Genomic DNA, 23,246 nt, shown 5'->3' on the forward strand with positions numbered 1-23,246 from the left:
TGGGACCTCAGATTCTGGGGGCCGCTTCGCGCCCCAGCGGGAGCAAGCTCCCTCGCCACAGGGAACCTCGCACATTTCATGAGACATTCAATATGACCGACACCCCCCATTTCCCGCTCTCCGCTGTGGTCGGCGCCGATGACTTGAAGCTCGCCCTGTGCCTGGCCGCCATCGATCCGAAAATCGGTGGCGTGCTGATCGAAGGCCCGCGAGGCATGGCCAAGTCCACGTTGGCCCGAGGCCTGGCGGATCTGCTGGCCAGTGGTCAGTTCGTCACCTTGCCCCTCGGTGCCACTGAAGAGCGGCTGGTGGGGACCCTCGATCTGGACGCAGCTTTAGGAGAAGGGCGCGCGCAGTTCTCTCCCGGCGTGCTGGCCAAGGCCGACGGCGGCGTGTTGTACGTCGATGAAGTGAACCTGCTGCCCGATCACTTGGTGGATCTGCTGCTCGATGTGGCCGCCAGCGGCACCAACCTGATCGAACGCGACGGAATTTCCCACCGACACCCGGCGCGTTTTGTGTTGATCGGCACCATGAACCCGGAAGAGGGCGAACTGCGTCCGCAATTGCTCGACCGTTTCGGTTTGAATGTGGCTCTCGACGGTCATACCGCACCGGTTGAGCGTGGGCAGATCATTCGGCGGCGGTTGGATTTCGACAGTGATCCTGCGACCTTCTGCGCGGAGTGGGAGAGCGCCCAGCAGCAACTGCGCGAACGTTGCCAGCAGGCGCGCGACCGCTTGGCCGGGATCGCCCTGGATGACTGGGCGCTGGCGCAGATCACCAAGCGCTGTTTTGCCGCCGGGGTCGATGGTTTGCGTGCCGACCTGGTCTGGCTGCGGGCGGCCCGGGCCCATGCTGCCTGGCGCGGGGCCGCTGCGATTGCTGCTGAAGACATCGATGCGGTCGCCGAGTTTGCCTTACGTCACCGGCGGCGTGAGCATTCGGCACCGACACAGTCCCAGGCGTCGCAAACGCCTGAAAGTGCAACGAGCCAGCCCAACGAAGGCCAGGGTCAGTGGGGCGACTTGCCGGCCCGGGCATTGCCGACCGGCACCCGGCGTGAAGTGCCGAGCTGGCCAAAAAAGCCCTAGGCATTCGCCCTCGTTCACCGGCGGGGGCGAATGCCAGACCCCGTGCGGGACGACTCGACCAAGGCCGCCACGGCCATGGCAAAGCAGCGGCCAGCGGTGCGGTGAACTGGCCGGGGACGTTGCTCAATGGTCGGCCGCGGCTGTACGAAGACCTGCGCTTTCACGCTCGCCATCGCTCGCCCCATGAGCTGTGGCTGGTCATCGTCGATGCCTCGGCCTCGACCCGTCGGCATCGAGCCCTCAGCGATGGCAAAGGCTTGCTGGCGCAACTGTTCGACGACGCCTACCGACAACGCGCCCGCTTGGCCCTGCTGACGGCCAGCGGCACTGCGCCGAACTGGCGGGTGCAAGGGCTCAAGGCCTCCGCCGGCCTGCGCAACTGGCTCGATGGCCTGGGCGCCGGTGGCGGTACGCCGTTGCTGGCGGCGCTGAACGAGGCCGGGCGCTGGTTGACGGCGCGACGCAAGCGTTTCCCTGCGGAGCAGCAGCGGGTGTTGGTGATGACGGATGGGCGAGTGAAAGAAGGGCTGGCACTGCCATGCCTGGATTGCCCGTGCCTGTTGATCGACATCGAGCGCGGCCCGATTCGCCTGGGTCGGGCCCGGCAACTGGCGGGGCAGTTGGGGGCGGAGTATCGGCATATCGATGAAGGGCTATCTAGCTGAGATTTACGGTGTTGGATCGAGCCTCATCGCGAGCAGGCTCGCTCCCACATGGATTGTGTTTTGAACACATGACGACTTACCACCAATGGCCCCTTGTGGGAGCGAGCCTGCTCGCGATGAGCGTCACCTCGATCCCGGATCTGCCCCCTTAACCCGCATCACTGCACTATGCTCAGGCGGCCCCCTCACAGGAGTGAACCATGCGCGTACTCGTCACCAACGCCCAGGACGATTTTCGGGTCAAGGCCTATGCCGGCACCAACGGCGTGCTGCTCGCCATGGACCTGGCCGAACCCCGGCGCAAGGGCTTGCTGGGTTTTGCCATCGAGAAGCAGCAGGGCGACAAACCCTGGCTGTTCCTGTTCAACAGCCTTACCTTTCCTGACAAGGCCCACACGTTCCCCCAGTTCCACGCCACTCCCAGCGACAAGGCACCGTTGCAGAAATTTCGCTGGGCCGACTACGCCGTCAACCCCGGCGTGACGATCCACTACCGCGTGCACTTGGCCTACGGCAGCCCCGATGCACCGCAGTTGGGCGAGTCCCTGGAAGTCACAGTCACCAGTGACGACGGGCAGCCGGCCAATCAGCGGGTGATCTTCAATCGTGCCGTGGCCGCCAGCCAGGCGTTCCAGCGCAAGTTTCCTGAAGTGGACGCGCTGATCGGCGCCAACAAGCACCTGTCCATCGATGACTGGCCCGACGCCCCGCGTCGCTGGTTGGAAAATGGCTTACTGGGGCGCCTGACCGGTTTTATCGATCGGGCGCTGGATGCCAACTGGGCGCTGGATGTCGCCATCTATGAATACGAACTGCCGGTGATCGTCAACGCGGTGACCGCCGCTCACGCTCGCGGCGCCCAGGTGCGAGTGCTGTACCACGCCGAGCCGGGAGACGACACCACGGCGCGCAACGAAGCCAGCCTCGAGAAAATGCCAGCAGCCAACAAGCGCGGACGAGTCACCCATAACATTTTCCACAACAAGTTCATCGTGCTGAGCAAGGTGGAGGGCAGCGGTTCACGACAACCCGAAGCCGTGCTGTGCGGCAGCACCAACTTCACTGCCAACGGTGTCTACCGCCAGGCCAACGTGGTTCATGTGCTGGACGACCCTCGGGTGAGCAGCAGCTACCTTAAGGTATTCGAGCAAATCTGGGCGGAGCCCCAGGACGTCGATGCCACTCGCCAGTGGCTGACCCAAAACAATGCCATGGCCCCGCAAGAGGCGTTGTTCGCCGGGTTCTCGCCGCGCACCGGGGAGGGCGATCTGGATCGCTTCGTCGACATCATCAAAGGGGCGCGAAAGGACCTGTTGTTCGTCACCGCCTTTGTGCTGCCCGAGCGCATCCTCGACGCCTTGCTCGGCCAGCCCAATGACGATGTACTGCGCTACGGCCTGCAAAACACCAAGAGCCGCATCACCGGCTTTCACGCCGACCGCACCGCCGAATTCGCCGCCACCGCGCTGCTCAACACCGGCCTGGAAGGTTGGCTCAAGGAAACCATGAAAGGCCAGAAGGGCAACCTGCTGGTGCACACCAAAGCCATCGTCACCGACTTCACTAGCGACACGCCGACCATCCTCAGCGGCAGCCATAACCTGAGCGCCGCGGCCAGCAGCGGCAACGACGAGAATTACCTGATCATTCAGGGCAATACCGACCTGGCCGACCGCTACGGGTTGGAGCTGCTGCGTTTCTATGAGCATTACCGTTTTCGCTACTTCGCGAAAAAACTCGCCCTCAAGCAGGTCAAGCCGCTGGCGGTGGATGACAGCTGGAGCGATGACTATTACCGCAAGGGGGATTTGCGGATGTTGTCCCGGGTGAGGTTTTGCGGGCGTTAGGCGCAGCGGATGGTGCGGTGCTAGCATAGAGCCATCTATCAGCCTGGAAGCTGCCATGAATTTCTGTCACGGACCGTCTGCTTTACTTCGCACCAGTGTTGCGGTTCTGTTGTTGGCCCTGTGTTCTTCGGCCATCGCCGGCAATCAACCGTGCTCGGGGCGCAAGGGCGGGATTGCCGGGTGTGACGGCGATACCTTTCTGTGCAACGACGGCTCCATCAGTGCTTCGAAGAGGTCCTGTTCCGCTGTGCTGGGGCTTCGGAACGAGGCCCGTCCGCAGTCGTTGCTCAAGTCCGCCGACGGTTGCCAATGCGGCAGCGGCAATTACTGTGTCGGCCCCCGGGGTGGGGTCTATTGCCTCACGCCTGGTGGCAGCAAGAGCTACAAGCGCAAATAGCCCAGGAACACCACTGAACCATTGTGGGAGCGAGCCTGCTCGCGATGGCGTCTGGTCAGTCAGCGGCATTATTGACTGATACACCGCTATCGCGAGCAGGCTCGCTCCCACAGGGTATGTACTTACAATTCCACAACGGCGCCGTTTCGGTGCGCCAGCCCCGGTTTGGGGCCTTGCTACCCGCACGCGGTGGCCAATGGTAGCAATCAAGCCTCGGCCTTTGGGCGTCGTTATTCCCTGCGTTTTCCCATCCCTCTGATTTCATTCGCTTTCCATTTCTTCCCCCATGGGTATCAAACCTGTGGCACACTTTCTGCTGTCTATTCCGTTGTTACATACCATGTTCCGGTATAGCGGAATAAACTCACTCTGGAGTGCTTGCCATGCAACGCCGACCTTCCTTGTTCAAAGCGTGTGTTTTTCTCTTCGCGGCCACGACGGCCGCCGTGGGTGTCGCCCAGGCGGCCGACAGCAAGCTGGACAGCGTGCTGCAGCGCGGGAAATTGATCGTGGGCACGGGCAGTACCAATGCGCCGTGGCACTTCCAGGGAGCGGATGGCAAGTTGCAGGGCTTTGATATCGACATCGCACGGATGGTCGCCAAGGGCTTGTTCAATGACCCGGAAAAAGTCGAGTTCGTGGTGCAGTCTTCCGATGCGCGCATTCCCAACCTGCTGACCGACAAGGTCGACATGAGTTGCCAGTTCATCACCGTCACCGCCAGCCGTGCCCAGCAAGTGGCGTTTACCTTGCCGTACTACCGCGAAGGCGTGGGCCTGCTGCTGCCGGCCAACAGCAAGTACAAGGAAATCGAAGACCTCAAGGCCGCCGGCGACGACGTCACCGTGGCGGTGCTGCAGAACGTCTACGCCGAAGAACTGGTGCATCAGGCGCTGCCCAAGGCCAAGGTCGACCAGTACGACAGCGTCGACCTGATGTATCAGGCGGTGAACTCCGGCCGTGCCGATGCCGCTGCCACCGACCAATCCTCGGTCAAGTACCTGATGGTGCAGAACCCTGGTCGCTATCGCAGCCCGGCCTACGCCTGGAGCCCGCAAACCTATGCTTGCGCGGTCAAGCGCGGCGACCAGGACTGGCTGAACTTCGTCAACACCACCTTGCATGAAGCCATGACCGGCGTGGAGTTCCCGACATACGCGGCGTCGTTCAAACAGTGGTTCGGCGTCGAGCTGCCATCGCCAGCGATCGGTTTCCCTGTCGAATTCAAATGACCCTGTGAGCCCGGGGCGCCACTTTCGGGCGCCCCGTTGAAGGTACTGTCGACCATGAATTATCAGTTGAACTTTGCCGCCGTCTGGCGCGATTTCGACACCTTGCTGGCGGGGCTCGGCCTGGGGCTGTCCCTGGCGCTGGTGTCGATCGCCATCGGTTGCGTGATCGGCCTGGCGATGGCGTTCGCGCTGCTGAGCAAGCATCGGCTGTTGCGGGTGCTGGCGTCGGTGTATGTCACGGTGATCCGCAATACGCCGATCCTGGTGCTGATCCTGTTGATCTACTTCGCCTTGCCGAGCCTGGGCATTCGCCTGGACAAGCTGCCGTCGTTCGTCATCACCCTGTCGCTGTACGCCGGTGCGTACCTGACCGAAGTGTTCCGTGGCGGGCTGCTGAGCATTCACAAGGGCCAGCGGGAAGCGGGGCTGGCCATCGGCCTGGGCGAGTGGCAGGTGAAGGCCTACGTCACCGTGCCGGTGATGCTGCGCAACGTGTTGCCAGCCTTGTCGAACAACTTCATCTCGCTGTTCAAGGACACCTCCCTGGCGGCGGCGATTGCCGTGCCGGAGCTGACCTATTACGCCCGCAAGATCAACGTGGAAAGTTACCGGGTGATCGAAACCTGGCTGGTGACCACAGCGCTGTATGTCGCGGCCTGTTACCTCATTGCCATGGTGCTGCGGTATTTCGAGCAGCGCCTGGCGATCCGCCGTTAGGAGTGTTCCATGTACGAATCCCCCAGTTGGTTGCATGAGTTGTGGGTCGCCCGGGACACCCTGTGGGCCGGTTTCCTGACCAGTGTGCAGTGCTCGGTGCTGGCGATTTTGTTGGGCACCTTGATCGGCCTGGTCGCCGGGCTGGTGCTGACTTACGGGCGAACCTGGATGCGTGCGCCATTTCGCTTCTACGTCGACCTGATCCGCGGCACGCCGGTGTTCGTGCTGGTGCTGGCCTGTTTCTACATGGCCCCGGCGCTGGGTTGGCAGATCGGCGCGTTCCAGGCCGGTGTCCTGGGTCTGACGCTGTTTTGTGGCTCCCACGTCGCCGAGATCGTGCGCGGCGCCTTGCAGGCATTGCCCCGTGGGCAGATGGAGGCGAGCCAGGCCATCGGCCTGACGTTCTATCAGTCGCTGGGCTATGTGCTGTTGCCCCAGGCGTTGCGGCAGATCTTGCCGACCTGGGTCAATTCCTCCACCGAGATCGTCAAGGCCTCGACCCTGCTGTCGGTGATCGGCGTCGCCGAACTGCTGCTCAGCACCCAACAGATCATCGCCCGGACCTTCATGACCCTGGAGTTCTATCTGTTCGCCGGTTTTCTCTTTTTCATCATCAATTACGCCATCGAATTGCTCGGGCGGCACATTGAAAAGCGGGTGGCCTTGCCATGACTGACGTTTCGAATCTCTCCAATACGGAGCTCTCCAACACCCAGCCGCTGCTGGACATTCGCGGTCTGCGCAAACAATACGGCCCGTTGGAAGTGCTCAAGGGCGTGGACCTGAGCATGCAGCGCGGCAACGTGGTCACGCTGATCGGCTCCAGCGGCTCGGGCAAGACCACGCTGCTGCGCTGCGTCAACATGCTCGAAGAATTCCAGGGTGGGCAGATCATGCTCGACGGTGAGTCCATCGGCTATGACGACATCGACGGCAAGCGCGTGCGTCACCCCGAGAAAGTCATCGCCCGGCACCGCGCCATGACCGGCATGGCCTTCCAGCAATTCAACCTGTTCCCGCATTTGACCGCATTGCAGAACGTTACCCTGGGCCTGCTAAAAGTGAAAAAGCTGCCCAAGGACGAAGCGGTGGCCCTGGCCGAGAAATGGCTGGAGCGGGTTGGCCTGTTGGAGCGACGCAATCATTTTCCCGGCCAGTTGTCCGGTGGCCAGCAACAGCGTGTGGCCATTGCCCGTGCGATCGCCATGAACCCCAGCCTGATGCTGTTCGACGAAGTCACTTCGGCCCTGGATCCGGAACTGGTCGGCGAGGTGCTCAACGTGATCAAGGGCCTGGCCGAAGACGGCATGACCATGCTGCTGGTGACCCACGAAATGCGCTTTGCCTTCGAGGTCTCCGACAAGATCGTGTTCATGAACCAGGGCCGGATCGAAGAGCAAGGGCCACCCAAAGAACTGTTCGAGCGGCCGCAATCGCCGCGTCTGGCGGAATTTCTCAAGAACACGCGTTTTTAACTTTCCATTCAATAAGGAGATAACCCATGAGCATTACCCGATACGGCACCGGCAGCACCGCAGGCGGCGGCCAGCCACGGCCATTCGCCCGCGCCGTCGAGGCCGATGGCTGGCTGCACGTGTCCGGTCAGGTGCCGGCGGTGAACGGCGAGATCATTGTCGGCGGGATCGTCGAGCAGACCCACCAGACCATGAAGAACCTGGTCGCCATTCTCGAAGAGGCCGGTTACGAGCTCAAGGACGTGGTGCGTTGTGGCGTGTGGCTGGAAGATCCGCGGGACTTCTGGAGTTTCAACAAGGTGTTCGGCGAGTACTTCAGTCCGGAACACGCCCCGGCCCGGGCCTGCGTGCAGGCCAGCATGATGGTCGATTGCAAGGTCGAGATCGATTGCATTGCCTACAAGAAAAAGGCCTGAACTACGGGGGCCTCATCGCGGGCAAGCCTTGCTCCCACAAGGGAACACATTCTTCTGTGGGAGCATGGCTTGCCCGCGATAGCGATCTATCAGGCGGCGCAGCAGTCTGGTTAAACTCCCGGCCAATTGAATGGGAACCGAAAACATGACCGAAGACACCATCAAACGCCGGGCCCGGGGATTGGATCGGGCGTTCGATATCCTCGACTTCCTCAAGGAAATCGGCCAGCCGCTGCGCCCGAATGATATTGCCAGTGGCATCGGCAGCCCCAAGTCCACGGTCTATGAACTGGTGGCGTCGCTGCTGGAGCGACGCATCCTCGAACCCGTGGGCAAGGACGGCCACGTCTACCTGGGCCGCCAGTTGTATTTTCTCGGGCAGGCACACCTGCGGCATTTCGATTTGAGCCGCGAGGCTGACCAGGCGTTGCAGGAGATCGTGCGCCAGACCCGGGAAACGGCGCAGATGTGCCTGCTCAACGGGCGCAAATACACCGTCGCGCTGATGAAGGAAGGCGAGCGGCATTTCCGCATTTCATCGGACATCGGTGAGAACGCGCCGATCCCGTGGACGGCGTCCGGACGCCTGCTGCTGGCGCATTTGAGTGACCAGCAGATCGTCGACCTGATCGACCCCGACGACTTCATCCTGCCGGATGGCGAGCGCCTGCCCCTGGAGCAATTCCTCAAGGAAATCCGCCAGGCCGGCCTCGATGGGTTTTTCTCTTTCGACAGTGTCGCCGACACCTTCACCCATTGCTTCGCCGCACCGGTCAAAGACCCCAATGGCGTGGCCATCGCAACCCTGTGCATCGTCGCCCCACGGGCCGACGCCAAGAACAATTACGCCGACTACCGCCGGGTGCTGATCGAAAGCGCCAACAACCTGGCCAGGCGCATCAATGAATAGACAGCCACGGCACTAGCGGCCGTGTGCGAGGAGTTCGAACATGTCATCCGCCATTCCTAATGCCAGCGTCGAGAAAGGTGCCGCCACCGTCGGTGCACATTTGCTACGGGACGTCAGCCTGCCGGCGCTGGTGCTGCATCGCCAGGCATTGGAGCACAATATCCGCTGGATGCAGGCGTTCGTCACCGGCAGTGGTGCCGAACTGGCGCCCCACGGCAAGACCAGCATGACCCCGGCGCTGTTTCGCCGCCAGCTCGACGCTGGCGCCTGGGGCCTGACCCTCGCCACTGCTGTGCAGACCCATGCCGCCTATGCCCACGGCGTACGTCGGGTACTGATGGCCAACCAATTGGTGGGCGCGCCGAACATGGCGTTGATCGCCGATCTGCTGGCCGACCCGACGTTCGAATTCCATTGCATGGTCGATCATCCCGACAACGTGGCTGACCTGGGGGCGTTCTTCGCCGCTCGTGGCGTGAAGCTGAACGTGATGATCGAGTACGGGGTGGTCGGCGGTCGCTGTGGTTGCCGGACCGAGGCCGAGGTGCTGGCCCTGGCCGAGGCGATCCGGGCGCAACCGGCGCTGGCGTTGACCGGTATCGAAGGCTACGAAGGGGTGATCCACGGTGACCATGCCATCAGCGGCATCCGCGCGTTCGCTGCATCGTTGGTGCGGCTGGCGGTGCAGTTGCAGGACAGCGGCGCGTTTGCCATCGACAAGCCGATCATCACCGCCTCGGGTTCGGCCTGGTACGACCTGATCGCCGAATCCTTCGAGGCCCAGAATGCCCACGGGCGTTTCCTCAGTGTGCTGCGTCCCGGCAGTTACGTGGCCCATGACCATGGCATCTACAAAGAAGCCCAGTGCTGCGTGCTGGAGCGTCGCAGCGACCTGCACGAAGGCCTGCGCCCGGCCCTGGAAGTCTGGGCCCATGTGCAATCGCTGCCGGAGCCGGGTTTCGCGGTAATCGCCCTGGGCAAGCGCGACGTGGCCTACGACGCCGGATTGCCGGTGCCGCTCAAGCGCTACAAGCCCGGATCGGATTCGGCGGCGGGGGAAGACGTCAGCGGTTGCAAGGTGACGGCGGTGATGGACCAGCATGCGTTCATGAGTGTGGCGCCGGGGGTTGAGTTGCGGGTCGGGGATATCATTTCGTTCGGTACTTCCCATCCGTGCCTGACCTTCGACAAGTGGCGGGTGGGTTGTCTGGTGGATGAGCAGTTGCGGGTGGTGGAGAGCATGGAGACGTGTTTCTAGCCTTTGGACCGAGTCGTGGCCATCGCGGGCAAGCCTTGCTCCCACACTGATCGACTGTGAACACAAAATGGGTGTTCACCCAGGATCCCCTGTGGGAGCAAGGCTTGCCCGCGATAGCGCCCTGCCAGACACCACCGAATATCAGGATCACCTATGAGCAATCCCACCCAGAAACCCCGCATCGCCCTGATCGGCGAATGCATGATCGAACTGCAACAACGCGCCGATGGCAGCCTGCAACAAAGCTTCGGCGGTGACACCCTGAACACGGCGGTGTACCTGTCCCGCGCCTTGGGTGACAGCGGCGCGGTGGATTACGTCACTGCCCTGGGCGACGACAGTTTCAGCGACGCCATGTGTGAGCGCTGGGCCGAAGAAAACATCGGGTTGCAACGGGTCCAGCGCTTGCCTGGACGCCTGCCGGGTTTGTATTGCATCCAGACCGATGCGACGGGCGAGCGGCGATTCCTGTACTGGCGCAACGAGGCGGCGGTACGTGATTGCTTTACCACCCCGGCCGCCGGGCCGATCCTGGTCGCGTTGCTGGATTACGATGTGCTGTATTTCAGCGGCGTCACCCTGGCGGTGCTCGGCGAGCAGGGGCGGGCCAAGCTCATCGAAACCCTGGTCCAAGCGCGTCGGCGCGGAGCCCAGGTGGTGTTCGACAACAACTACCGGCCAAGGCTCTGGGCCTCGGTCGAGGCAGCCCGCACGGCCTATCGCAACGTGTTGCCCTACGTGGAGCTGGCGCTGTTGACGGTGGAGGACGAGCAGGCGCTGTTCGGTTATGCCGACAGTGAGGCGGTGTTCGCCGCCTATGCGCAGTTTGGCACGCCGGAAGTTGTGCTCAAGCGCGGTGCCGAGGCCTGTCTGATCCGTTGCGATGGCCAGTTTTATGAAGTGCCTGCCCAGCGGGTCGAACGGGTGGTGGACACCACGGCGGCGGGGGATTCCTTCAGCGCCGCGTACCTGGCGAGTCGCTTGCTGGGCGGCAGTCCGCAGGAGGCCGCCGAGGCCGGGCATCTGCTGGCGAGCCGGGTGATCCAGGTGCCTGGGGCGTTGATGCCTCGGTAACGCAGGATACACAGAACCTGTGGGAGCGAGCCTGCTCGCGATGGCGTCGGATCAGCCATATTTGCATCGGCTGATGTACCGCCATCGCGAGCAGGCTCGCTCCCACAAGTGTCTCCTACAGGGCGTCTGGAGTTAAATTCAATCCCGGTAGAACACCTGCACCAAGTGATACCCGAACTTGCTCTTGATCGGCCCATGCACCACCCGCAGCGGCTTCTTGAAGATCACCGCATCAATCGCGCCGACCATCTGCCCTGGCCGCACTTCACCCAGGTCGCCGCCGCGCTTGCCGGAGGGGCAGGTGGAGTATTTCTTGGCCAGCACATCGAAGGCTTCGCCCTTGGCGATGCGTTGCTTGAGCTGTTCGGCTTCTTCGGCGGTTTTCACCAGGATATGGCGGGCTTGGGCTTTCATTGCAGCGGTGACCTGAGCGGTGCGACGGGGCGGCGATTATGCCTCAAGTCAGCTGTCATGGTTGATCATCGTCCGAATCTTGTTGGCCAGCAGATCGAGGGTGAACGGTTTGGCGACCATATCCATGCCCTGTTCGAGGAAGCCCTGGCGTTCGGCGGCTTTCTGCGCGTAACCGGTCATGAACAGCACCTTCAGCCCGGGCCGGTGCTGGCGGGCGATTTCCGCCAGTTGCCGGCCATTCATGCCCGGCAGCCCGACATCGGTCACCAGCAAGTCGATGCGCTGGTTCGATTCCAGCACGGGCAGCGCGGTCACGGCGTCCCGGGCTTCCAGGGCGGTGTAGCCCAGGGCCTGCAGCAGGTCGAGCACCAGCATGCGCACGGCGGGTTCATCCTCCACCAGCAACACGGTTTCTCCGGCGATGGCCGGCGGTGCGTCGATCGCTTCCGGTGTGGCGGGTTGTTGGGCGGGGGAAATGTGCAAGCGCGGCAGGTACAGCTGCACTCGCGTGCCCTGGCCCGGCACACTGTCCAGGTTGAGGTGCCCGCCGGACTGTTGGGCAAACCCGTAGATCATCGACAAGCCTAGGCCAGTGCCCTGGCCGATGGGTTTGGTGGTGAAGAACGGATCGAAGGCCTTGGCCCGCACGGAAGGCGTCATGCCGCTGCCGTTGTCGCTGACGGCAATCATCACGTAGTCCCCGGCCTTCACGGGCTCCAGGCTGTTGATGTCAGTACCGTCGAGATAGACATTGGCGGTTTCGACGATCAATTCGCCGCCGTCGGGCATCGCATCGCGGGCGTTGATCACCAGGTTGAGCAGGGCGTTTTCCAACTGGCTGGCATCGGTGCTGACCAGCCATAGCTCGTGGGTCAATTGCAGCCGCAGCACGATGTGATCGCCGGTGGTACGGCTCAGCAGGTCTTCGAGCGAGCGCACCAGGTCATTGGCGTCCAGCGGTTTGCGGTCCAGGGACTGGCGCCGGGAAAAAGCCAGCAGCCGGTGGGTCAGGGCGGCGGCGCGGTTGGCCGAAGACACCGCCGCTTCGGTGAAGCGCCCGATCTCGGCGGCGCGACCGGCGGCGATGTAGCGTTGCATCAGGTCGAGGCTGCCGAGGATGCCGGTGAGCATGTTGTTGAAGTCATGGGCAATGCCACCGGTGAGCTGGCCCACCGCTTCCATTTTCTGGGCATGGCGCAGGGCTTCTTCGGCGCGCTCGCGTTCGAACATCTCGCTTTGCAGCCGTTGGTTGGCTTCGGCCAGTTGGTGGGTACGGGCGATGACGCGTTCTTCCAGTGTTTCGTTGAGGTTGCGCAGGGCTTCCTCGGTTTTCTTGCGCTCGGTTTCGTCGATCACAAAGATGTAGAAACCGTTCACTGTGCCGTCCGAACCCTGGCGAGGCAGGTAGTTGATCAGTGCATGGCGTGGGCGACCGTCGCGATGGTTTGACTGCACGGCGAAGCTGCACGGTTTGCCGGCCAGGGCGTCGGCGATCTGCTGGGCGCGGGCGGCGTAGGCCTCTTCGCCAAGCACTTCGCGGATGCTCTTGCCGTAGAGTTCCTGCGGGGTCAGGCCGTACCAGTCCAGGTAGGCGCTGTTGTTCAGCCGGAAACGCTCTTCGCGGTCCACGTAGCTGATGAGGATCGGCATGGCATTGATGATCAGCTGCAGCTCGGTCTGGCTCTGGCGCAGGGCTTGCTCGGTGCGCTTGCGTTCGGTCAGGTCCAGGGCGGCGCCAAGAAAGCGCTTGGGCCGGCCGTGGCGATCCTTGTAGCAGCGACCACGCACGTACACCCAGCGCAATTGATCGTCGGGCTGCAACAGCCGGTATTCCTCGGCGTATTCGGTGCCGTGGGTGATGCAGTGCTTGATACTGCGGGCAACCATCGCCCGGTCCTCGGGGTGCACGCCTTCGAGGTAGGCGCTGATGGGCAACTGGCGTGACAGGCTGGGATCGACGCCATGCAACAGGGCGAAATGTGCATCGGCAATAAAGCGATCTTCACTGATGTCCCAGTCCCAGGTGCCCAGCGCGTCAGCGGCGGCCAGGGCCAGTTGCAGGCGTTCTTCGCTTTCGTGCTGGGCCTTGAGGCTGGCCTCGGAGCGTCGCTCGAACTCCATGGCCAGGCGGCGCCGTTCGCTGGTCTCGATGGCGGTGACCAGGATGCCTGCGACGGTGCCGCTTTCGTCGCGCACCGGGCTGTAGGTCAGGTCCAGCCAGACATCGCAGAGGCGCCCGGCGAAGGGCACGCGCCATTGTTGATCACGGCAGGTGTGCGTCTGGCCTTGCAACACGCGGTGATAAATCCCTTCGGTCGCGCCTTTGAGTTCGGGCCATGCTGTATGGGTCGGCTGGCCGAACGCCCGGGGATGCTTGTCACCGGTCAGGCGGCCGAAGGCGTCGTTGTAGAGGTGCGACAGTTGCGGTCCCCACAGCAAGGCCATCGGCATGGGCGAGTGGAGCACGATGTCCACGGCGGTGCGCAGGCTCTGGGGCCAGGTTTGGGCAGTGCCCAGCGGGGTCATGGCCCAGTCCACTTGGCTGAGCAGGCGCTGTGTATCGCTGCCGGCGGGTGTCGCGCTCATCATGCAATCCCTGGCTGTCGTGTCTGTGCCACGGCGTCTACTATCCTCAGGGAAAGGTAAGTGCAGGTTGGTCTGACGGGTTTCATGTTCGGCTCGGCTTGTTTCATTGATGTCTCGCGGAAGTTTCAGTCCATGGAAATCGATCCGTTGTTGCGAATCCTGGCGAGCCAGAATGGTTCCGACCTTTACATGTCCACGGGGGCGCCACCGTGCGCGCGTTTCGAGGGCGTGCTCAAGCCCTTGGGTAATGAAGCATGCAAGGTCGGCGACATTGCCAGGCTCGCCGAGTCTTTGATGGACGCCGAACAGCGCCTTGAGTTCGATCGGGAGCTGGAAATGAACCTGGCGATCTCCCTGGCCGGCGTCGGGCGTTTCCGGGTCAATATCTTCAAACAACGCAATGACGTGTCCATGGTGATACGCAACGTCAAGCTGGACATCCCGCGTTTCGAAGACCTGAAACTGCCACGGGTGCTGCTCGATACCATCATGCAGAAGCAAGGGCTGATGCTGTTCGTCGGAGCGACGGGGTCGGGCAAGTCGACCTCCCTGGCGGCGCTGATCGATTACCGCAACCGCAACAGCAGCGGCCACATCATCACCATCGAAGACCCGGTGGAGTATATCCATCGGCACAAGAAATCCATCATCAACCAGCGGGAGGTCGGTGTCGACACCCGCAGTTTTCATGCCGCCCTGAAAAACACCCTGCGCCAGGCGCCGGACGTGGTACTGATCGGCGAGATCCGCGACCGGGAAACCATGGAGCATGCCTTGGCGTTTGCCGACACCGGGCACTTGGTGATTTCCACGTTGCATGCCCACAACGCCAACCAGGCCCTGGACCGGGTAATCAACTTCTTCCCGGAAGAGCGTCGGCCGCAGTTGCTCAACGACTTGGGCAACAACCTCAAGGCCTTCGTTTCCCAACGCCTGGTGCGCACCCGTACCGGCCAGCGTCGGGCGGCGGTGGAGGTAATGCTAGGCTCGCCCACGGTGGCCGACCTGATCCGCCGCAATGAGCTGGGCGAGCTCAAGGGCATCATGGAAAAGTCCGAAGAGTTGGGCATGCAGACCTTTGACCAGGCCTTGTTCAACCTGGTGGCAGAGGGAGCCATCGATGAGGAAGAAGCGCTGAAAAACGCTGATTCGGCGAACAACCTGCGCTTGCGGCTGAAGTTGCATGCCGAGTCGGGCGCGGCGCCACCCGCCGATCCGGCGGCGGGTGAGTGGGGGTTGATGGATTGATCGTGTCGGGCACGCTCCTGTGGCGAGGGGATTTATCCCCGCTGGACTGCGAAGCAGTCCCACGTTCAGTCAACTCACTCCGTCTGACACACCGAGATGTCAGGTTTTAGGGCTGCTTCGCAGCCCAGCGGGGATAAATCCCCTCGCCACAGGAGTTGCTGCGCTTAAGTGGCCAGTTCTGGCCGTCCCCGAAACTGCTCCAGCGCCTCCGGATTGGCTAGGGCATCGGTGTTCTTCACCACCTCGCCATGCACCACATTGCGCACCGCCAGTTCGACGACTTTGCCGCTGATAGTCCGGGGAATGTCCGTCACCGCCAGAATTTTCGCCGGCACGTGCCGTGGCGTGGTGTTGGCCCGGATGACTTGGCGGATCTGCTGCTCCAAGGCCTCATCCAACATCACGCCATCGCGCAGGCGCACAAACAGTACCACCCGCACATCGCCTTGCCATTGCTGGCCGATGGCGACGCTGTCCAGCACCTGCTCGACCTTCTCCACCTGCCGATAGATTTCCGCCGTGCCGATGCGCACGCCACCGGGGTTGAGCACGGCGTCGGAGCGGCCATGGATCAGGAAGCCACCGTGGGCCAGTTCTTCGGCGTAGTCGCCTTGGGCCCACACACCGGGAAACTGGCTGAAATAGGACGCGCGAAGTTTCTCCTGTCGTGGATCGTTCCATAGACCAATGGGCATCGCCGGAAAATGCCGGGTGCACACCAGCTCACCTTTTTCGCCGATGACCGTTTGGCCGGCCTCGTTCCAGACCTGCACGGCCATGCCCAGGCTTTTGCCCTGCATCTCGCCTCGACGCACCGGCGACAGCGGGTTGCCGTTGACGAAGCACGAGACAATGTCGGTGCCGCCGGACATCGAGGCCAGGCAGACGTCGGGCTTGAAGTCGCGGTACACGTAATCGTAGCTATGGGGCGCCAAGGCCGAGCCGGTGGACAGAATGGTCTTCAGGCTGCCCAGGTCGTGACTTTGCCGAGGCTTGAAGCCCTGACTCTCCAGTGAGGCCAGGAACTTGGGGCTGGTGCCGAACACGCTGATGCGCTGCTGGTCGATCAGGTCGAGCAGGCGCTCGGGGCTGGGATGGAACGGTGAGCCGTCATAGAGCACCACCGCACTGCCGACGGCGAGGGCCGACACCAACCAGTTCCACATCATCCAGCCGCAGGTGGTGTAGTAGAACAGCCGATCCTCGGGGCCGAGGTCGACATGCAGGCCATGTTCCTTGACGAGTTGCAGCAACACGCCGCCGGTGCCGTGGACGATGCACTTCGGCACGCCGGTGGTGCCGCTGGAGTAGAGGATGTACAGCGGATGATCGAAGGGCACGCCAGTGAACTGCGGTTCGCCGCCGCTTTGATAAAACGCGTCCCACAATGCGACGTTGGCCCGGGTCTTGAAATCGTCGACGCTTGCATCGGGTCGGGCATAGGGCAGCACGATCAACTGCTGCAGCGACGGCAGTCGCTCGAGGACTTCGTTGACCTTGGGCCGCTGGTCGATGACCTTGCCGGCATAACGATAACCGGCGCAGGTGATCAGTACCTTCGGCTCGATCTGGCCGAAGCGGTCGATAACCCCCTGGGTACCGAAATCCGGCGACGAACAGGACCAGATCGCCCCCAGGCTGGTGGTGGCGAGCATGCCCACCAGGGTCTGCCAGGTGTTGGGCATGCAGGCGGCCACCCGGTCGCCCTGTGTTACGCCAGCGGCTTTCAGGCTCGCTTGCAGGCCGGCGACATGGGCGGCAAGTTCGCTCCAGGTCAGTTGTTCCTCACCGCCGTTTTCGTCGAGCGCCACCACGGCGACGGTGTCATCACGGCGGCGCAGCAGGTGTTCGGCGAAGTTCAGCGTGGCGCCTGGGAACCATCGGGCGCTGGGCATTTGCGAACCCTCCACCAATACCGCGTCGGGGGCTTGGTGAAAGCGAATCTCGAAGAAATCGACGATGGCCTGCCAGAATGCCTCGCGCTGGTCGATGCTCCAGGCGTGCAGGGCAGGGTAGTCGTGCAGTTGCAGGTGATGTCGCGCGTTGACGAACCGGCGAAAGGCGTTCATGCGCGACTGGGCGATGCGTTCGGGACTGGGTTGCCAGAGGATGTCGGACATGGGGTGCCTCTTATTTTTTTATGCACACACACAAACTATAGAGCGGCTCAATCAGGTGTGGGAGCAAAGCTTGCTCGCGAAACAGGCGCCTCGATTCTGAAAAAGCGCATCGACTTCATCGCGGGCAAGCCTTGCTCCCACAGGGCTTCGCAGGAGCCTACTGAGCCAACCACCCACCATCGATATTCCACGCCGCGCCGCGCACCTGGCTGCCGGCTTCGCTGCACAGGAACAGCACCAGTTCCCCCAGTTGCGGGGGAGTGACGAATTCCAGGGACGGCTGTTTCTCGGCCAGCAGGTCATGCTGCGCCTGTTGCGGATCGACACCGGTAGCAATGCGGTCGTCGATCTGCTTCTGCACCAGTGGCGTCAGCACCCAGCCGGGGCAGATGGCGTTGCAGGTGACGTTGCTGGTAGCGGTCTCCAGGCCGACCACTTTGGTCAGGCCAATCACCCCATGCTTGGCCGCGACATACGCCGCCTTGCCCACCGAGCCGACCTGACCGTGCACCGAGGCGACGTTGATGATCCGCCCCCAACCCTTGGCGCGCATGCCCGGCAGGCTCAGGCGAGTGGCGTGGAACACCGAGGATAGGTTGATGGCAATGATCGAATCCCAGCGTTCCACGGGGAAATCCTCGACGGCGGCCACATGCTGGATCCCGGCGTTGTTCACCAGGATGTCCACGCCGCCGAACTCGCGCTCGGCGTAGGCGAGCATGTCGGCGATCTGCGCCGGGTCGCTGACGTCGGCTGGATGGTGCCCGACCTGGCCGCCGAACTGTTTCACCTCGGCAATCACCGCCGAGGCATCGCCAAAGCCGTTGAGGATCAGGTTGGCGCCGGCCCTGGCCAGGCTCAGGGCGATACCCAGGCCAATGCCGCTGGTGGAACCGGTGACCAGGGCAGTCTTGCCCGAAAGAGTGGTTGTCATGGAAACCTCACACAATGCCAGTGGCGTAGAACACACCGATCACGAAGAACACCGCGAGTGTCTTGATCAGCGTAATGCAGAAAATGTCTTTGTAGGCTTCGCGGTGGGTCAGTCCGGTCACTGCCAGCAGGGTGATCACCGCGCCGTTGTGAGGCAGGGTATCCATGCCGCCGCTGGCCATGGCGGCCACCCGGTGCAGCACTTCCAGGGGAATGTTGGCGGCGTGGGCGGCGTTGATAAAGGTTTCGGACATCGCCGCCAAAGCGATGCTCATGCCACCCGAGGCAGAGCCGGTGATGCCCGCCAGCAGCGTGACGGTCACCGCTTCGTTGACCAGCGGGTTGGGAATGCTCTTGAGCCAATCGGCCAGGACCAGGAAGCCTGGCAGCGAGGCGATCACCGCGCCGAAGCCGTATTCCGAAGCCGTGTTCATCGCCGCCAGCAAGGCACCGCCCACGGCACTCTTGCTGCCTTCGGCCAGTTTGCTGCGAATAGCCCGGAAACCGAACAGCAGGACCATGATGATGCCCACCAGCAACGCAGCCTGTACCGCCCAGATCGCGGTGAGCTTGGCGATGTCGCTGGTGACCGGCGCGGCCATGCCCGGCAGCGCCAGGCTATGAGTCTTGCCGTACCACTGGGGTATCCACTGGGTGAACATCAGGTTCATGATGCCCACCGCCACCAGTGGCGAAACAGCGATCCATGGGTTCGGCAGCTTGATGTCTTCGGCGGTTTCCGGCTCGTTGCGCAATTCGGTGCCGTAGCCTTCGCCCACACGCTGGGCCTTGTTGCGCTGGCGTTGCAGGAACAGCATGCCGAGGCTGAACACGAAGATCGTGCCGATCACCCCCAGCCACGGTGCGGCCCAGGCGGTGGTGTTGAAGAACGTGCTGGGGATGATGTTCTGGATCTGCGGCGTGCCGGGCAGGGCATCCATGGTGAACGAGAATGCGCCGAGGGCGATGGTGGCCGGGATCAGACGCTTGGGGATATTGCTCTGGCGGAACATCTCGGCGGCGAACGGGTACACCGCGAACACCACGACGAACAGCGATACGCCGCCATAGGTCAGCAAGGCGCAGACCAGCACGATCACCAGCATGGCCTGGCGCGTACCCAGCAAGCGAATCGCGGCGGCGACGATGGAGCGGGAGAAACCCGACAACTCGATCAGCTTGCCGAATACCGCGCCAAGCAGGAACACCGGGAAATACAGTTTGATGAACCCGACCATTTTTTCCATGAACACCCCGGTGAAGGCAGGGGCGACGGCGGACGGGTCGGTGAGCAGGACGGCGCCGAGGGCGGCGATGGGGGCAAAGAGGATAACGCTGTAGCCACGGTAGGCGGCGACCATCAGCAGCGTGAGGGCTGCCAAGGCAATGATCACACTCATGGTGTGTCTCCTGGGATTGTTATTGTTGTGATGAAGCTGTGGGGAGGGCTTTAGCGAGTTTTGTGCCAGGTGTGTAATTTATTGAAATATAAGGGGATTATGGATTTTTGAGGGGGTGCTTTGAAGATTTTTTCTCTGTTTTGAGATTTTCAGCGGCTGTGCGGGCCTCATCGCGAGCAGGCTCGCTCCCACAGGGTGACCGTGTACTTCTCGAGAGCGCCGCCCGTGTGGGAGCGAGCCTGCTCGCGATGAGCGCGAAGCGCTCCAAAAGAGCTTGTCTAAATGTAGAGACATGAGTCTCTTTATTGAGACTCTGCAATCCCCAACGCCACCATCTTCTTGTACAACGTCGACCTCCCCAGCCCCAACCGCTCAGCCGCCTCGACCACCTTGCCCCCGCATTGCGCGAGGGTGGTTTCGATCAGTTGCCGGTCGAATCGCGCGCGGGCCTGGCTGAAGGTTTCGTGCGCCAGCGGCTCCAGGCTGGGGCTGGCCGTGCGGGTGACCGGTGTGAAAGTGCCAATGGCCGCATGGATGTCGGCGGCGGTGAGCAGCAGGTTGTCGCTCAGCAGCGCGGCCCGCTCCAGCACATTGCGCAGCTCGCGGATGTTGCCCGGCCAGGCGTGTTGGCTCAGCAGGTCGAGGGCGTCGTGGTTCAGTTCGTGCTGGCTGCGCAGTTCTTCGAGGATCGCCTCGCTCAAGGCTGGCAAGTCATCCAGGCGCTCGCGCAACGGCGGGACCTGGATCGGCAGCACGTTGAGGCGGTAATACAGGTCGGCGCGAAACTCCCCACGTTTGATCGCCGCTTCCAGGTCCATGGAGGTGGCGGCGATCACTCGCACATCGCTTTGCAGCACCTCGTTGGAGCCTACCGGTTCGTATTCCTTTTCCTGGAGCACCCGCAGCAGTTTGCTTTGCAGCGGCAGCGGCATGTCGCCGATCTCGTCGAGGAACAGCGTACCGCCCTGGGCGATCTGCAGTTTGCCGGCGCGGCCCTTGCGATCAGCCCCGGTAAAAGCCCCTGGCGCGGTGCCGAAGAATTCGGCTTCCAGCAGCGCTTCGGGAATCGCCGCGCTGTTGATGCTGACGAACGCCTTGTGCGCGCGCGGCGAAGCGCTGTGGATGGCCTGGGCCAGCAGTTCCTTGCCGGTGCCGGTTTCGCCGAGCAGCAGCACTGGGGAGTCGGCGCTGGCGCTGCGTCGGGCGCGGCGCTTGACCTCCAGGCCGGCGTTGCTGGTGCCGATGAAATGGGCAAAGTTGTACTTGGTTTGCCGCGCCCGCAGCAGCGAGCGGGTGGAGGCCAGTTCTTCCTGCATGCTCAGGTAGCGCTTGAGCATCGGCGACAGGCTGCGCAGCTCGTCGAACAAGGCAAAACCGATGGCGCCGATCACCGCACCCGCGCTGTCGTGGATCGGCAGGCGCATCACCACCAGCGGTTCCTTGGGCGTGTCCTGCATGTCCAGCAGAATCGGCCGCCCGGTGCGCACCACTTCACGCAGCAGGCTGCCCGGGATCACGCTCTCGCACGCCCGGCCTATGGCTTCCTGGGCCGAGTTCAGGCCGAAGCGGCGGGCGTAGCGTTCGTTCATCCAGACGATATTCGCGTCACGGTCGACAATCACCGTGCCTTCGCTGGACTGCTCGATGATTTCGAACAACGAACGGATCGCCAGCGTGCGCACGCGCTTGTAATCCTTGAGGCTTTCGGTGGGGTTCATCGATATTGTCCCGAATAGGTGATGTCAGTGCCGCCGTCATCGCGAGCAGGCTCGCTCCCACACGGGCCCGCGTCGCTCCAGTGTAGGAGCGAGCCTGCTCGCGATGGGGCGACACGAAGCTCTGCCATGCGCCGGATTATGCCCACCCCGGATGCGCCGCCGCCAACAGCTCCTTGGTATAAGGGTGCTGGGGCGAATCGAACACGTCATGACTGGCACCTTGCTCGACCACTTTACCGTCCTTGATCACGATCATGTCGTGGGCCAGGGCGCGGATCACCGCCAGGTCATGGCTGATGAACAGGTAGGTCAAGTCGTACTTCTCCTGGAGCTGGCGAAGCAGGGCGACTACTTGTTTTTGCACGGTACGGTCCAGGGCCGAGGTCGGCTCGTCCAGCAGGATCAGGGCCGGCTTGAGCACCAGCGCCCGGGCAATGGCGATGCGTTGGCGCTGGCCCCCAGAGAATTCATGGGGGTAGCGATGGCGGGTCAGCGGGTCGAGGCCCACTTCCTTGAGGGCCTGGATCACCCGGGCTTCACACTGTTCGGGGCTGGAGGGCTGGTGGACCTCCAGGCCTTCGCTGATGATCTGTTGCACCGACATCCGTGGGCTGAGGCTGCCGAACGGGTCCTGGAACACCACCTGCATCTGCTTGCGCCATGGTCGCAGCGCCTTGTGCGACAGCTGATCGAGGGCCTGGCCCTGAAAGCGGATGCTGCCTTCGGACTCGATCAGCCGCAGGATCGCCTGGCCGAGCGTGGACTTGCCGGAGCCGGATTCGCCGACGATGCCCAGGGTCTTGCCGCGCTGGATGGACAGGCTGATGCCATCCACGGCGTGCAAATATTCTTTGCGCCGGAACAGCCCACCGCCGAGGGGGAAACTGACGCGCAGGTCCTGTACCTGCAACACGTCTTCGCGTTCGTCCCGGGGCAAGGCTTCGCCTTCCGGTTCGGCGTGCAGCAGCTCGCAGCTGTAGGGATGTTTCGGTGCGCTGAACAGGGTTTCGCAAGGCGCCTGTTCGACGATTTCCCCAGCCTTCATCACGCACACCCGTTGGGCGATGCTGCGCACCAGGTTGAGGTCGTGGCTGATCAGCAGCAGGGACATGCCGAGTCGTTGCTGCAGTGACTTGAGCAGCAGCAGGATCTTGCGCTGCACGGTCACGTCCAGCGCGGTAGTCGGTTCGTCGGCAATCAACAGTTCCGGCTCGCAGGCCAGCGCCATGGCGATCATCACCCGTTGGCGTTGGCCGCCGGACAGTTGATGAGGGTAGGCCTTGAGGCGTTCGGCGGGTTTCTGGATGCCCACCAGGGCCAGCAGTTCCAGAATGCGCTGGCGCGCGGCTTTGCCGCCCAGCCCCCGGTGCAGCATCAGGGTTTCACCGATCTGCTTTTCGACGCTGTGCAGCGGATTCAGCGAGGTCATCGGCTCCTGAAAGATCATTGCGATCCGGTTACCGCGCAGTTCGCGCAAGGTCTTGGCCTCGGCGCCCAGCAGTTCCTGGCCGCGATAGCGAATGCTGCCGGTGGTGCGGGTGCCGTTCTCGGGCAGCAATTGCAGGATCGAATGGGCTGTCACCGACTTGCCGGAACCCGACTCGCCTACCAAGGCCAGGCATTCGCCAGGGCGAATATCCAGGCACAGGTTGCGCACCACGGTGTTGTCGTTGAAGGCCACGCTCAGGTCGCGGATTTCGATCAGGTTGTCGCTCATCTCAAGGTTCCGCTTCATGGCTGTT

20 protein-coding genes are annotated in these 23,246 nt (G+C 62.8%); 13 read left to right on the forward strand and 7 right to left on the reverse strand.

All coding sequences use genetic code 11. From position 1 onward, the window contains the following. Window positions 1–92: 92 nt before the first annotated feature. From PBDP_RS10715 to PBDP_RS10770, 12 genes are all read left to right on the forward strand, one after another. Window positions 93–1,094: a magnesium chelatase ATPase subunit I gene (locus PBDP_RS10715; protein WP_212802214.1), complete on the forward strand. Its 1,002-nt coding sequence runs from the start codon at window positions 93–95 to the stop codon at window positions 1,092–1,094. Window positions 1,095–1,195: 101 nt separating this feature from the next. After that, entirely contained in the window at window positions 1,196–1,759 is a 564-nt protein-coding gene (locus tag PBDP_RS10720) for a vWA domain-containing protein (protein WP_212802215.1), read from the forward strand. Window positions 1,760–1,959: 200 nt separating this feature from the next. Further along, a complete protein-coding gene (locus PBDP_RS10725) occupies window positions 1,960–3,606 on the forward strand; it encodes a phospholipase D-like domain-containing protein (protein ID WP_212802216.1) in 1,647 nt (548 codons plus the stop codon). Between the two features lie 55 nt (window positions 3,607–3,661). Then, on the forward strand, window positions 3,662–4,003 hold the full coding sequence (locus tag PBDP_RS10730; RefSeq protein ID WP_109751801.1) for a YdcA family protein: 342 nt from the start codon (window positions 3,662–3,664) through the stop codon (window positions 4,001–4,003). Between the two features lie 383 nt (window positions 4,004–4,386). After that, window positions 4,387–5,235, forward strand: a complete 849-nt coding sequence (locus tag PBDP_RS10735) for a transporter substrate-binding protein (protein ID WP_212802217.1) — start codon at window positions 4,387–4,389, stop codon at window positions 5,233–5,235. A gap of 54 nt (window positions 5,236–5,289) precedes the next feature. Beyond that, on the forward strand, window positions 5,290–5,952 hold the full coding sequence (locus tag PBDP_RS10740) for an amino acid ABC transporter permease (RefSeq protein ID WP_109751804.1): 663 nt from the start codon (window positions 5,290–5,292) through the stop codon (window positions 5,950–5,952). Between the two features lie 9 nt (window positions 5,953–5,961). Then, on the forward strand, window positions 5,962–6,624 hold the full coding sequence (locus PBDP_RS10745) for an amino acid ABC transporter permease (RefSeq protein WP_109751805.1): 663 nt from the start codon (window positions 5,962–5,964) through the stop codon (window positions 6,622–6,624). Beyond that, window positions 6,621–7,427: an amino acid ABC transporter ATP-binding protein gene (locus PBDP_RS10750; protein WP_109751806.1), complete on the forward strand. Its 807-nt coding sequence runs from the start codon at window positions 6,621–6,623 to the stop codon at window positions 7,425–7,427. The genes PBDP_RS10745 and PBDP_RS10750 overlap by 4 nt, the downstream gene beginning before the upstream one ends. A 26-nt stretch (window positions 7,428–7,453) precedes the next feature. Further along, the gene (locus tag PBDP_RS10755) at window positions 7,454–7,843 is read left to right on the forward strand and encodes a RidA family protein (protein WP_092198834.1); all 390 of its coding nucleotides are present in this window, start codon (window positions 7,454–7,456) and stop codon (window positions 7,841–7,843) included. A 145-nt stretch (window positions 7,844–7,988) separates the two neighbouring features. Beyond that, complete coding sequence (locus tag PBDP_RS10760) at window positions 7,989–8,753, forward strand: IclR family transcriptional regulator (protein WP_109751849.1); 765 nt, start codon at window positions 7,989–7,991, stop codon at window positions 8,751–8,753. A gap of 40 nt (window positions 8,754–8,793) precedes the next feature. Then, window positions 8,794–10,011: an amino acid deaminase gene (locus PBDP_RS10765; protein WP_163854433.1), complete on the forward strand. Its 1,218-nt coding sequence runs from the start codon at window positions 8,794–8,796 to the stop codon at window positions 10,009–10,011. Window positions 10,012–10,164: 153 nt separating this feature from the next. Continuing rightward, complete coding sequence (locus PBDP_RS10770) at window positions 10,165–11,085, forward strand: sugar kinase (protein ID WP_212802218.1); 921 nt, start codon at window positions 10,165–10,167, stop codon at window positions 11,083–11,085. A 138-nt stretch (window positions 11,086–11,223) separates the two neighbouring features. Here the strand turns inward: PBDP_RS10770 and PBDP_RS10775 are convergent, their stop codons facing one another. Further along, complete coding sequence (locus tag PBDP_RS10775; protein WP_019690952.1) at window positions 11,224–11,499, reverse strand: peptidylprolyl isomerase; 276 nt, start codon at window positions 11,497–11,499, stop codon at window positions 11,224–11,226. A gap of 48 nt (window positions 11,500–11,547) precedes the next feature. Next, complete coding sequence (locus PBDP_RS10780) at window positions 11,548–14,085, reverse strand: hybrid sensor histidine kinase/response regulator (RefSeq protein WP_212802219.1); 2,538 nt, start codon at window positions 14,083–14,085, stop codon at window positions 11,548–11,550. 132 nt (window positions 14,086–14,217) lie between these two features. Here PBDP_RS10780 and PBDP_RS10785 point away from each other — a divergent pair, with 132 nt between their 5' ends. After that, on the forward strand, window positions 14,218–15,333 hold the full coding sequence (locus PBDP_RS10785; RefSeq protein ID WP_109751850.1) for a PilT/PilU family type 4a pilus ATPase: 1,116 nt from the start codon (window positions 14,218–14,220) through the stop codon (window positions 15,331–15,333). 164 nt (window positions 15,334–15,497) lie between these two features. Here the strand turns inward: PBDP_RS10785 and PBDP_RS10790 are convergent, their stop codons facing one another. The 5 genes from PBDP_RS10790 to PBDP_RS10810 all read right to left on the reverse strand — a co-directional run bounded on the left by PBDP_RS10790 (window position 15,498) and on the right by PBDP_RS10810 (window position 23,221). Beyond that, a complete protein-coding gene (locus tag PBDP_RS10790; protein WP_212802220.1) occupies window positions 15,498–17,453 on the reverse strand; it encodes an acetoacetate--CoA ligase in 1,956 nt (651 codons plus the stop codon). Window positions 17,454–17,610: 157 nt separating this feature from the next. Further along, window positions 17,611–18,387, reverse strand: coding sequence for a 3-hydroxybutyrate dehydrogenase (hbdH, locus tag PBDP_RS10795; protein ID WP_116832006.1), 777 nt, complete (start codon window positions 18,385–18,387; stop codon window positions 17,611–17,613). 7 nt (window positions 18,388–18,394) lie between these two features. Then, window positions 18,395–19,786, reverse strand: coding sequence for a GntP family permease (locus PBDP_RS10800; protein ID WP_212802221.1), 1,392 nt, complete (start codon window positions 19,784–19,786; stop codon window positions 18,395–18,397). A 302-nt stretch (window positions 19,787–20,088) separates the two neighbouring features. After that, window positions 20,089–21,504: a sigma-54 interaction domain-containing protein gene (locus tag PBDP_RS10805; protein ID WP_212802222.1), complete on the reverse strand. Its 1,416-nt coding sequence runs from the start codon at window positions 21,502–21,504 to the stop codon at window positions 20,089–20,091. Window positions 21,505–21,640: 136 nt separating this feature from the next. Next, on the reverse strand, window positions 21,641–23,221 hold the full coding sequence (locus tag PBDP_RS10810; protein ID WP_109751851.1) for an ABC transporter ATP-binding protein: 1,581 nt from the start codon (window positions 23,219–23,221) through the stop codon (window positions 21,641–21,643). Window positions 23,222–23,246: the final 25 nt, after the last annotated feature.

The organism is Pseudomonas sp. St290 (assembly GCF_018325805.1).
Taxonomy (GTDB): Bacteria; Pseudomonadota; Gammaproteobacteria; order Pseudomonadales; family Pseudomonadaceae; genus Aquipseudomonas; species Aquipseudomonas bijieensis.

Bases quoted from the DNA above. Each gene is read 5' to 3' on its own strand.
- PBDP_RS10715 (WP_212802214.1), top strand. From the start codon at position 93: ATGACCGACACCCCCCATTTCCCGCTCTCCGCTGTGGTCGGCGCCGAT.
- PBDP_RS10725 (WP_212802216.1), top strand. From the start codon at position 1,960: ATGCGCGTACTCGTCACCAACGCCCAGGACGATTTTCGGGTCAAGGCC.
- PBDP_RS10730 (WP_109751801.1), top strand. From the start codon at position 3,662: ATGAATTTCTGTCACGGACCGTCTGCTTTACTTCGCACCAGTGTTGCG.
- PBDP_RS10735 (WP_212802217.1), top strand. From the start codon at position 4,387: ATGCAACGCCGACCTTCCTTGTTCAAAGCGTGTGTTTTTCTCTTCGCG.
- PBDP_RS10740 (WP_109751804.1), top strand. From the start codon at position 5,290: ATGAATTATCAGTTGAACTTTGCCGCCGTCTGGCGCGATTTCGACACC.
- PBDP_RS10745 (WP_109751805.1), top strand. From the start codon at position 5,962: ATGTACGAATCCCCCAGTTGGTTGCATGAGTTGTGGGTCGCCCGGGAC.
- PBDP_RS10750 (WP_109751806.1), top strand. From the start codon at position 6,621: ATGACTGACGTTTCGAATCTCTCCAATACGGAGCTCTCCAACACCCAG.
- PBDP_RS10755 (WP_092198834.1), top strand. From the start codon at position 7,454: ATGAGCATTACCCGATACGGCACCGGCAGCACCGCAGGCGGCGGCCAG.
- PBDP_RS10760 (WP_109751849.1), top strand. From the start codon at position 7,989: ATGACCGAAGACACCATCAAACGCCGGGCCCGGGGATTGGATCGGGCG.
- PBDP_RS10765 (WP_163854433.1), top strand. From the start codon at position 8,794: ATGTCATCCGCCATTCCTAATGCCAGCGTCGAGAAAGGTGCCGCCACC.
- PBDP_RS10770 (WP_212802218.1), top strand. From the start codon at position 10,165: ATGAGCAATCCCACCCAGAAACCCCGCATCGCCCTGATCGGCGAATGC.
- PBDP_RS10775 (WP_019690952.1), bottom strand. From the start codon at position 11,499: ATGAAAGCCCAAGCCCGCCATATCCTGGTGAAAACCGCCGAAGAAGCC.
- PBDP_RS10780 (WP_212802219.1), bottom strand. From the start codon at position 14,085: ATGAGCGCGACACCCGCCGGCAGCGATACACAGCGCCTGCTCAGCCAA.
- PBDP_RS10785 (WP_109751850.1), top strand. From the start codon at position 14,218: ATGGAAATCGATCCGTTGTTGCGAATCCTGGCGAGCCAGAATGGTTCC.
- PBDP_RS10790 (WP_212802220.1), bottom strand. From the start codon at position 17,453: ATGTCCGACATCCTCTGGCAACCCAGTCCCGAACGCATCGCCCAGTCG.
- hbdH (WP_116832006.1), bottom strand. From the start codon at position 18,387: ATGACAACCACTCTTTCGGGCAAGACTGCCCTGGTCACCGGTTCCACC.
- PBDP_RS10800 (WP_212802221.1), bottom strand. From the start codon at position 19,786: ATGAGTGTGATCATTGCCTTGGCAGCCCTCACGCTGCTGATGGTCGCC.
- PBDP_RS10805 (WP_212802222.1), bottom strand. From the start codon at position 21,504: ATGAACCCCACCGAAAGCCTCAAGGATTACAAGCGCGTGCGCACGCTG.
- PBDP_RS10810 (WP_109751851.1), bottom strand. From the start codon at position 23,221: ATGAGCGACAACCTGATCGAAATCCGCGACCTGAGCGTGGCCTTCAAC.